The organism is Allorhizocola rhizosphaerae (assembly GCF_003426775.1).
In the GTDB taxonomy this organism is placed as follows: Bacteria; Actinomycetota; Actinomycetes; order Mycobacteriales; family Micromonosporaceae; genus Allorhizocola; species Allorhizocola rhizosphaerae.
This window is the reverse complement of record NZ_QJUG01000093.1, coordinates 21,973-31,143: the sequence shown is the minus strand read 5'-3', so window position 1 is coordinate 31,143 and position 9,171 is coordinate 21,973. Positions and strand designations below refer to the sequence as shown.

11 protein-coding genes are annotated in these 9,171 nt (G+C 69.1%); 6 read left to right on the top strand and 5 right to left on the bottom strand.

Annotation, left to right across the window (positions count from 1 at the left end):
* The 5 genes from DM816_RS20985 to DM816_RS20965 form a co-directional block, all read right to left on the bottom strand.
* Positions 1 to 660: lyase family protein (locus DM816_RS20985; protein ID WP_246002087.1), on the bottom strand; the 660-nt coding region annotated here is incomplete at its 3' end.
* Complete coding sequence (locus DM816_RS20980) at positions 635 to 1,063, bottom strand: peptidase associated/transthyretin-like domain-containing protein (RefSeq protein WP_117212029.1); 429 nt, start codon at positions 1,061 to 1,063, stop codon at positions 635 to 637. The genes DM816_RS20980 and DM816_RS20985, both read right to left, overlap by 26 nt.
* The gene (gene pcaH, locus DM816_RS20975; protein ID WP_117212028.1) at positions 1,060 to 1,710 is read right to left on the bottom strand and encodes a protocatechuate 3,4-dioxygenase subunit beta; all 651 of its coding nucleotides are present in this window, start codon (positions 1,708 to 1,710) and stop codon (positions 1,060 to 1,062) included. The genes DM816_RS20980 and pcaH overlap by 4 nt, the downstream gene beginning before the upstream one ends.
* On the bottom strand, positions 1,707 to 2,447 hold the full coding sequence (locus DM816_RS20970; protein WP_246002086.1) for a CoA-transferase subunit beta: 741 nt from the start codon (positions 2,445 to 2,447) through the stop codon (positions 1,707 to 1,709). The genes pcaH and DM816_RS20970 overlap by 4 nt, the downstream gene beginning before the upstream one ends.
* A complete protein-coding gene (locus tag DM816_RS20965) occupies positions 2,444 to 3,235 on the bottom strand; it encodes a CoA transferase subunit A (protein ID WP_117212027.1) in 792 nt (263 codons plus the stop codon). Before DM816_RS20965 ends, DM816_RS20970 begins: the two co-directional genes overlap by 4 nt.
* A gap of 114 nt (positions 3,236 to 3,349) precedes the next feature.
* Here DM816_RS20965 and DM816_RS20960 point away from each other — a divergent pair, with 114 nt between their 5' ends.
* From DM816_RS20960 to DM816_RS20935, 6 genes are read left to right on the top strand one after another with little or no spacing between them, the layout of a single operon-like run.
* On the top strand, positions 3,350 to 4,309 hold the full coding sequence (locus tag DM816_RS20960; protein ID WP_117212026.1) for an ABC transporter substrate-binding protein: 960 nt from the start codon (positions 3,350 to 3,352) through the stop codon (positions 4,307 to 4,309).
* Positions 4,306 to 5,082 (top strand): ABC transporter permease, encoded by a 777-nt coding sequence (locus tag DM816_RS20955; protein WP_162907668.1) that lies wholly within the window; start codon positions 4,306 to 4,308, stop codon positions 5,080 to 5,082. Before DM816_RS20960 ends, DM816_RS20955 begins: the two co-directional genes overlap by 4 nt.
* Positions 5,079 to 5,843, top strand: coding sequence for an ABC transporter permease (locus DM816_RS20950; protein ID WP_117212037.1), 765 nt, complete (start codon positions 5,079 to 5,081; stop codon positions 5,841 to 5,843). The genes DM816_RS20955 and DM816_RS20950 overlap by 4 nt, the downstream gene beginning before the upstream one ends.
* Entirely contained in the window at positions 5,844 to 6,596 is a 753-nt protein-coding gene (locus tag DM816_RS20945) for an ABC transporter ATP-binding protein (RefSeq protein ID WP_117212025.1), read from the top strand.
* The gene (locus tag DM816_RS20940; RefSeq protein WP_117212024.1) at positions 6,593 to 8,029 is read left to right on the top strand and encodes a benzaldehyde dehydrogenase; all 1,437 of its coding nucleotides are present in this window, start codon (positions 6,593 to 6,595) and stop codon (positions 8,027 to 8,029) included. The genes DM816_RS20945 and DM816_RS20940 overlap by 4 nt, the downstream gene beginning before the upstream one ends.
* Positions 8,029 to 9,162 carry a 4-hydroxybenzoate 3-monooxygenase gene (locus tag DM816_RS20935; protein WP_117212023.1) on the top strand — a complete coding sequence of 378 codons (1,134 nt, stop codon included), beginning with the start codon at positions 8,029 to 8,031 and terminating at the stop codon, positions 9,160 to 9,162. The genes DM816_RS20940 and DM816_RS20935 overlap by 1 nt, the downstream gene beginning before the upstream one ends.
* Positions 9,163 to 9,171 lie beyond the last annotated feature (9 nt).

Genomic DNA, 9,171 nt, shown 5'->3' with positions numbered 1-9,171 from the left:
CATCGCCGGTTCGGCCAGGCCGAGCCGCGCGGCCAGGCCGGGCACGGCGGGTTGCGTGCCGACCGCGCCGCCGAACTGGAGCGCCAGCCGTTCGTCGCGCACGTGTGCGAGCCGGTCGGCGGCCTCGCGCAGGCACTCCCGCCACACGTCGGCCACGAACCCGAACGTCACCGGCTCGGCCCGCTGCAGCAGAGTGCGCCCGGCCATCGGGGTGTCTGCGTGCTCGCGTGCCAGGCGAGCGGCCGCCTCCCGAGCCTCGGCCAGGTCGCCCAGCACAACGGCTAGCGCGCGGTGCGCGACCAGCATGCCAGCGGTGTCCAGCACATCCTGGGTTGTCGCTCCGAAGTGGACGGACACCGCCATGTCACCCGGAAGTGCCGCACGCAACGCCTCCAGCAACGGGAGCACCGGGTTGCCCGCGCTTGCCGCGGCCCGGCCGATCTCCGCCACGTCGAGGCGGGCCGGGTCGCAGGCCGCCTCGATCGCTTCGGCGTGCTCGGACGGGATCGTGCCGGCTGCGGCATGGGCGTATGCGAGCGCCGTCTCGACTTCGAGCAGGGCTGCAAGCCATGCGCTGTCCGAAACCTCGTCGCGCACCGCGCCATGCGCCCCGATTGCGTCGAAGAGGCCCGCCTCAGACGGCGAAGAAGACTGTCTCATGTGGACCCTGTAGGTGGATGTCGAACGCGTAGCCGTCGTCGGTCGCCCGCGCGACGAGCGTGTGAAGGCGATCCGGATCGACGCCTGCCAGCTGTGGTTCCTCGAAGTGGACGCGCGCGACGAGCCGGTCGAGCAAGCCGCTCGCCGCGATGGACAGCACGACATATGGTGCCTTCACGGTGTGCAGCGCCCAGGCGCCTTGGGCGTCGGTCAGTGTGCGCCCGAATCCCTCGGTCTGCCAGCTTTCGATCAGCACACCGGGTACCGGCTGATCGGCCCCGTCGAACACCCGCCCACGGATCCACACCGCACCCGGCGTGCCCAGCGGCACCACCAGCGGACCGTCCTTGCCCACCAGCGCCTGCGGAAAGAAGGGGCCGACCGTCTGCGAGGGTGTCGTCATGACGGCTGCTCCATCGGCGTGGCCCCCAGCACGATGTCGAACCGGTAGGCCAGGGCCCATTCCGGCTCGGTCGCCGACAGGTCGAATTGTGCGACCAGGCGAGACCGCGCGGCCTCATCGGGTACCCACATCAAAATCGGGTCCTTTTCAAACAACGGATCGCCGGGGAAATACATCTGCGTGATCAGCCGCTGGCTGAACGCCCGTCCGAACAGCGAGAAGTGGATGTGCGCCGGCCGCCACGCGTTTTCGTGGTTGCGCCACGGATAGGCGCCCGGCCGGATCGTCACAAACCGATATTCCCCGTCGGCGTTGGTCATGCACCGCCCGACACCGCTGAAGTTGGGGTCGAGCGGGGCCGGATGCCGGTCGGCCGCATGGGCGTAGCGCCCGGCCGAGTTGGCCTGCCACACCTCGACAAGCGTGTGCGGCAACGGTTTTCCGGTCGCGTCGGTCACCGTCCCGTGCACGATGATGCGCTCCCCCAAAGGTTCGCCGTCATGCCCGCGCGTCAGGTCGTGCTCCAGCTCTCCCACCGGCCGGTCGCCGAACACCGCCCAGTGGAGATCATTGTGCGGCAACGGAACGGGCTCACGCAGCGGCGCCCGCAACAGGGTCGATTTGTACGGCGGCCACCTCAGGCTCATCGCGTGCCTCCTTCAAGCTCGCGCAACACGGCCAGTTCCGCCGGCGTCGGCGGGGCGGTCTCGGTGAGCTCGCCCACCGAAAGGGGCCAGCCCGTGGCCTTCTTCACGTCGTCGACCTCCACTCCGGGATGAACCTGCGTGAGCGCCAACTCGCAGGTCACGGGGTCGGGTTCGAGCACGCCGAGATCGGTGATCACGCGCACCGGCCCGCGCCCGCGCAACCCCAACCGCTGCCGCTCGCCCGGCCCGGAACCATACCCAACAGAGGTGACAAAGTCGATGGTCTGCACGAAAGTGCGCGGATTCTGCCGCACGATCAGGATCACCTCGCGGCACGCCGCGGCGATCTCGGGAGCCCCACCCGCGCCCGGCAACCGCACCTCAGGCCGCCGGTAGTCGCCGCCGATCACGGTCGTGTTGAGATTGCCGTACCGGTCCAGCTGCGCCGCGCTCAGGAAGCCCACCTCGATGCGCCCCGGCTGCAGCCAGTAGTTGAACACCTCGGGCACGCTGACCACGGCGTCGGCGGTCTCGGCCAGCTCACCGTCGCCAATGGACAAGGGGAGCCGGGACGGCTTCGCACCGATGGCACCGGACTCATACACGAGCACCAGCTCGGGCGCGTGCAACCGGCGGGCCAGGTTGGCCGCCGTGCTCGGCAGCCCGATCCCCACAAAGCACGACGTGCGTCCCGTCAAGGCACGCGCCGCCGCGACCACCATCAGATCGTCGTTCACAACGTGCCCAGCCACTCGGTGAAGCGCGACCGCGAACGGCTGATCGCGTCCCACTCGCGATAAAACGCGTTGTCCCGGTCGTAGTACCCCTGTGCGTACGAAGGCCAAGCCCCACGCGGACACACCGCCACCATCGACACGACCCACGACGGGAGCACGACAGCACCCGGTTGCGGCGCAAGCGATTCGACCACTTCCTCCACCGTGATGAGAGAGCGGCGCGCGGAAAGCACGGCCTCCTTCTGCACCCCCGTGATCCCCCACAGCTGCACGTTGCCGCGCCGGTCGGCCCGCTGCGCGTGGATCACGGCCACATCCGGGTTGAGCGCGGCCACCGCCGTCAGCTCCTCCCCCGTGAACGGGCACCGGACGGCCGCCAGCGTCGCGGTGTGCTTGACCAGATCGGTCCCGCGATAGCCGCGCAGCACACCGAACGGCAGCCCGGAGGCTCCCGCGACGTATCGGTTGGCCATGCCGGCGTGGCTGTGCTCCTCGATCTCCAGCGGGTGGGGCCAGCCGTGCTCGACCGCGTCGCGCAGCCGGTGCAGCGAGCCGACGCCCGGGTTGCCGCCCCACGCGAACACCAGCTTGCGGGCGCACCCGGCGCCGATCATCTGGTCGTAGACGATGTCGGGCGTCATGCGCACCAGGGTCAGGTCGCGCCGCCCCTGCCGGATGATCTCATGCGCCGCCGCGACCGGGATCAGGTGGGTAAACCCTTCCAACGCAACGGTATCGCCGTCCCGCACGAGCGCGGCGATGCCCTCGGCCAGCCCGACGAGCTCCATACGGACTGACGGTAGGCAAAAAATTGACAATTCGTCAATGGATTCGTACGTTCACTTTGAGAACGAGCGTGCGACCTCCGAACAAGCTTCGACTAAGCGGATGGAGCCACCGCGATGAGAAGACGTCTCGCAGCACTCGCCACTTTGCTCGTCCTGTTTGGACAGAGCGCCTGTGGCGGCGGGGCCGCTCCCCCGGTCACGCAGCCCGGCCAGCCCGACCGGGTCACCGTCGGGGTCATCCCGATCCTCGATGTCGCGCCCATCTACCTGGGCCGGCAGAAGGAGTTCTTCAAGAAGCGCAACATCGAGCTGGAGCTCACCCTCGCCTCCGGCGGCGCGGCCATCGTCCCGGCGGTCGTGAGCGGGCAATATCAGTTCGGCTTCAGCAACGTGATCTCACTGCTGCTGGCCGGTTCCAACGGCCTGCCGCTCAAGGTGGTGTGCAACGGCAACAACTCCACCGGGGTCGACGGCTCCGACTTCGCCGCGCTGATGGTCAAGGGCGACAGCCCGATCAAGACCCCCGCCGACCTGGCGGGCAAGACCGTCGCGGCCAACACCCTGAAGAACATCGTCGACACCAGCGTGCGCGCCTCGGTGCGCAAGGCGGGCGGCGACCCCAAGGGGGTGCGCTTCGTCGAGCTGCCGTTCCCGCAGCAACCGGCCGCGCTCAAGGCGGGGCAGGTCGACGCGGTGTTCGTGGTCGAGCCGTTCCAGCAGGCCGTGCTCGCCGACGGCGGGCGCAAGATCGCGTCGAGCTATGTGGACACGGCGCCCAACCTGGCCGTCGCTTTGTACTTCACGTCGCAGCAGACGATCGCGGCCAACCCCGACCTGGTGCGGCGGTTCACCGAGGCGATGAAGGAGTCCCTGGCCTACGCCGACGCACATCCCGACGAGGCGCGGGCGGTCATCGGCACCTACACGCAGATCGCGCCGGAGGTCATCGCGAAGATGACGCTGCCCAAGTGGCCCGCGGAGGTCAACCGCCAGTCGGTGCAGACCCTCGCCGACCTCGCGCTGGCCGACGGGCTGCTGACCAAGGCCGCCGACGTCAACGCCCTGCTGCCGTGAGTCGTGCGCTGCTCGGGGCGACCGGGCTGCTGGGGCTGATCGCGATCGGCGAGGCCGTGCCGCGGCTCGGTCTCGTGCCGATCCAGTACGCCCCACCCCCGAGCAGGATCGCGGCGGCGCTCGCGAGCGAGGCCCAGCAGCCGCGCTTCTGGACGGCCGTCGGCGACACCCTGCGCACCTGGGCCGAGGGTCTGGCGATCGCGTTGGTCGCCGGCGTGGTGCTGGGTGTCGTCATCGGCTCGGTACCGCTGCTGCGCGCCGCGACCGCGTCGACCATCGAGTTCCTCCGGCCCATCCCGTCGGTGGCGCTGATCCCGCTCGCCGCGCTGCTCTACGGCGCGACCATCACGTCCACCCGGGTGCTGGTCGTGTACGCCGCGTTCTGGCAGGTGCTGGTGCAGGTCCTGCACGGCGTGGCCGATGTGGACCCGGTCGCGCACGAGACCGCCCGCGTCTATCGGCTCGGCCGGTGGGCTCGCGTGCGCTACCTGATCTGGCCGACCGCTTTGCCTTACGCGTTAACGGGTTTGCGCCTTGCCGCCTCGGTCGCGCTGATTCTGGCCATCACCGGTGAGCTCGTCATCGGGTCGCCCGGACTCGGCCGGGAAATCGCGGTCGCGCAGGGCAGCGGGGTCAGCGCCGTGCCGACGATGTACGCCTACGTCGTGGTCACCGGCCTGATCGGATTGTGCGCCAACGCTTTTGCCCGCATGGGCGAGCGCCGGATCCTCGCGTGGCATCCGGCGATCCGGCGGGAGGTGGCCGCGGCGTGAGAAGGATCGCTATCGCGCTCGGGCTGCCGGTGGTGCTCGTGGCGGTGTGGTGGTTCGCGAGCGCTGGCAGCACGGACTTCTACCGCCCGGCGCTGTCGCGGATCCTGCTCGCGTTCCGCGAAACCTGGTTTGGGCCACGGCTTTTCGACGACGCGCTGCCGAGCGTCGGGCGACTGTTCGCCGGGTATGCGCTGGCGCTCGTGCTCGGGGTCGCGCTCGGCACCGCCATCGGGGCCATCCCGTGGCTGCGGGCGCTGCTCGAACCCGCGCTGGAGTTTCTCCGCGCGATCCCGCCGCCGGTATTGGTACCCATCATCATCCTGATCGCCGGTTTCGGAGACCTCATGAAGGTCATCGTCATCGTCTCCGGCTGTGTCTGGCCGATCCTGCTCAACACGGTCGAGGGCGTGCGCGGTGTCGACGAGGTGCTCGCCGACACGTGCCGCAGCTATCGCATCACCGGCGCGATGCGTTTGCGCCACTTCGTTTTGCGCGCGGCGAGCCCGCAGATCGTGACCGGGGCGCGGCAGGCGCTGTCGATCGGCATCATCCTCATGGTGATCAGCGAGATGATCGCCGCCAGCCAGGGCCTCGGCTTCACCATCGTGCAGTTCCAGCGCGGCTTCCAGATTCCCGAAATGTGGAGCGGCGTGCTGCTGTTGGGCCTGCTCGGGGTGGGGCTTTCCGCCCTGTTCCAGGTCTTTGAAAGGCGGATCCTCATCTGGTACCACGGACAGCGCGCGGAAATGCGAGAGTGGTAAATGCTGCACGTCGAGGGATTGTCCAAAGTGTACGACGGGCACGGTCGCCGGACCGAGGCGATCGCCGACATCACGTTCAGCGTCGCGGAATTTGAGTTCGCGTGCGTCGTCGGCCCGTCCGGCTGCGGCAAGACCACACTGCTGCGGTGCATCGCGGGCCTGCTCGCGCCGACAAGCGGGCGCATCACCGTGTCCGGTGAGCCCGTGGCCGTGGTGTTCCAGGAGTACGGGCGCAGCCTGTTCCCGTGGATGCGGGTGCGCGACAACGTGGAGCTCCCGTTGCGCGCTTCCCATATGAAGGCACAGCGGCGACGAGAGCTGGTGGCAGAGGCGCTGGAGTCGGTTGGACTGTCCGATGTGCACAATGCCTACCCGTGGCAGTTGTCGGGTGGGATGCAGCAGCGCGTCGCCATCGCCCGCGCGATCGCCTATGGCCCAAGGGTTTTGCTCATGGACGAGCCGTTCGCGGCGGTCGACGCGCAGACCCGCGCCGAACTGGAAGACCTCATCCGATCCGTGTGGCAGCGCCTCGGGGTCACGCTGCTGTTCATCACGCACGACATCGACGAGTCCGTGTATCTGGGGCAGCGCGTCATCGTGCTGTCCGCCTCACCCACGCGTGTGGCCGAAATCGTCACGGTAGACCTGCCCGCGGAACGCGACCAGCTCACCACCCGCAGCGACGCCCGCTTCGCGGAGCTGCGCACGCAGGTTTACGCCCAAATCCAAAAGGCCAAACGGAGCACACCATGACCTACATCGATAGCAAGGTCTGGGAGGGACAGACCCTACGCGGCGGCTGGACCAACATCGTCGAGCCCGCCACCGGCAACGTCATCGGCCGCGTCGGTGTCGCCGACGCGCAAGACGTGGCAGCCGCAGCGAAGGCGGCCGCCGTCGCCCAGCGCGACTGGGCGGCGGCAAGTTTTGAGGAACGCGCGGCCGTGCTGCGCCGTGCCGGTGCGCTGATCGAACAGCACGCAGCCGAACTGCAGGCCTGGATGGTCCGCGAGACCGGCTCGGTCGGCGGGATGGCCGGGTTCGGCACCTATGTGGCCAGCCAGGAGTGTTACGAGGCCGCGGCCCTGGCCTCCCGCCCGGTTGGCGAGATCCTGCCCACCGCGCAGCCGCGGCTCAGCCTGCTCAAGCGCGTGCCGGTCGGCGTGGTCGGGGTCATCTCGCCGTTCAACGCGCCACTGATCCTGTCCAGCCGGTCCGTGGCCCCGGCGCTCGCGCTCGGCAACGCGGTCCTGCTCAAGCCCGATCAGCGGACCGCGGTCAGCGGAGGGTTCCTGCTCGCGCAGATCTTCGCCGACGCCGGACTGCCCGAGGGCCTGCTGCACGTGCTGCCGGGCGGGCCGCCCGCAGGCGAGGCGCTCGTCACCGACCCGCTCATCCGGGTCATCTCGTTCACCGGCTCCACCGCCACGGGTCGCCTCGTCGCCGAGATGGCCGGGCGGCACCTCAAGCGCGTGCACCTGGAGCTGGGTGGAAACTCGGCGCTCGTCGTGCTCGACGACGCCCCGCTGGACGCGGCGGTGTCGGCCGGTGCGTGGGCTTCGTTCCTGCACCAGGGCCAGATCTGCATGACTGCCGGGCGGCACATCGTGCACGAGAGCATCGCCGACTCCTATGTGTCGGCATTGAGCGCCCACGCTTCCGGTTTGCCGGTGGGCGATCCGGCCACGGCGGAGGTCGCGGTCGGCCCGCTCATCGACGAGAAGCAGCGCGAGAAGGTGCACGGGCTCGTGACGTCCACCGTGGAGGCCGGGGCTCGGCTGGCCGCGGGCGGCACATATGACCGGCTGTTCTACAAGCCGACCGTGCTCGACGACGTCACCACCGAGATGCCCGCCTACGCGCAGGAGGTGTTCGGCCCGGTCGCGCCGGTCGTGCGGTTCAGCACGCTGGATGAGGCGGCGGCGCTCGCGGCCGACAGCGGATACGGCCTGTCGCTGGGCATCCTGACCCGTGACGTGGCCAAAGGGCTGGAGCTCGCCGAGCGGATCCCGACCGGCATCGTGCACATCAACGACCAGACCGTCAACGACGAGGCGGTCGCGCCGTTCGGTGGGGTCAGGGACTCGGGCACCGGGGTGCGCTTCGGCGGCGGGGCCAACCTGGACGCGTTCACCGAGCAGCGCTGGATCACCGTGCGCGGCGACATCCCACCGTATCCGTTCTGATGCGCACTCAGGTTGGCATCATCGGCGCCGGGCCGGCCGGGCTCGTGCTGGCGCACCTGCTGCACCTGCGCGGCGTCGACTCCGTGGTGCTGGAGCGGCACACGCGTGCGCACATCGAGTCGCGCATCCGGGCGGGCGTGCTGGAGCAGGGCACGGTCGAGCTGCTGTGCGACATCGGGCTGGGCGAACGGCTGATGGGCGAGCGGATGGTCCACAGTGGACTGGAGCTGCTGTTCGACGGCGTGGGGCACCGCGTGCCGCTCAAGGAGCTCACGGGATACCAGGTAACGATTTATGGCCAACATGAGCTGGTGAAGGACCTCGTGGCGGCGCGCCTGGCCACAGGCCGCCCGCTGCTGTTCGGGGTTTCGGACGTGACGGTGGATCCGGCCGGGACGATTCGGTTTGTGCACGACGGCAAGCCGGTCGAGCTCGAATGCGACCTCATCGCCGGGTGCGACGGCTTCCACGGCGTGAGCCGCAGCGTCATCCCTAAACCCGTTGTCTTCGAACACGTCTACCCGTATGCGTGGCTCGGCGTCCTCGCGGAGGCCCCACCGTCGTCGGAAGAGCTCATCTACGCGCATCACGCAGCAGGCTTCGCCCTGCACAGCATGCGCTCGCCGCAGCTGACCCGGCTCTACCTTCAGGTCGACCCGGACGACTCACTGGAGAGCTGGCCCGCCGCAAGGATTTGGGAGCAGCTGCGGCTGCGGCTGTCGCGTGTGGACACTGACTGGCGCCTTGCCGACGGGCCCATCATCGAGCAGAGCATCACGGGTCTGCGCAGTTTCGTGGTAGACCCGATGCAACACGACCGGCTGTTCCTGGCCGGGGACGCGGCACACATCGTCCCCGCGACCGGTGCCAAGGGCCTCAACCTCGCCATCGCGGATGTGGTCGCCCTCGACGCGTGCCATGCTTCCGGCAGGCTCGCGTCCTATTCGGACATCTGCCTGCGCCGGGTGTGGCGGGTGCAGCACTTCTCGTGGTGGATGACCTCGATGCTGCACCGCGTGCCCGATCCCTTCGCCGCGCACCTGCAACTGTCGCAACTTCGCTATCTGACAAGCTCAACCGCGGCCGCCACGTCGTTCGCCGAAAACTACGTCGGCCTGCCGCTGAACCGTTAGGGGTTACCA

What these genes read in the sequence shown, in the direction of transcription:
- DM816_RS20980 (WP_117212029.1), bottom strand. Translation starts at nt 1,063, where the DNA reads ATGACGACACCCTCGCAGACGGTCGGCCCCTTCTTTCCGCAGGCGCTG.
- DM816_RS20965 (WP_117212027.1), bottom strand. Translation starts at nt 3,235, where the DNA reads ATGGAGCTCGTCGGGCTGGCCGAGGGCATCGCCGCGCTCGTGCGGGAC.
- DM816_RS20940 (WP_117212024.1), top strand. Translation starts at nt 6,593, where the DNA reads ATGACCTACATCGATAGCAAGGTCTGGGAGGGACAGACCCTACGCGGC.
- DM816_RS20935 (WP_117212023.1), top strand. Translation starts at nt 8,029, where the DNA reads ATGCGCACTCAGGTTGGCATCATCGGCGCCGGGCCGGCCGGGCTCGTG.
- pcaH (WP_117212028.1), bottom strand. Translation starts at nt 1,710, where the DNA reads ATGAGCCTGAGGTGGCCGCCGTACAAATCGACCCTGTTGCGGGCGCCG.
- DM816_RS20960 (WP_117212026.1), top strand. Translation starts at nt 3,350, where the DNA reads ATGAGAAGACGTCTCGCAGCACTCGCCACTTTGCTCGTCCTGTTTGGA.
- DM816_RS20945 (WP_117212025.1), top strand. Translation starts at nt 5,844, where the DNA reads ATGCTGCACGTCGAGGGATTGTCCAAAGTGTACGACGGGCACGGTCGC.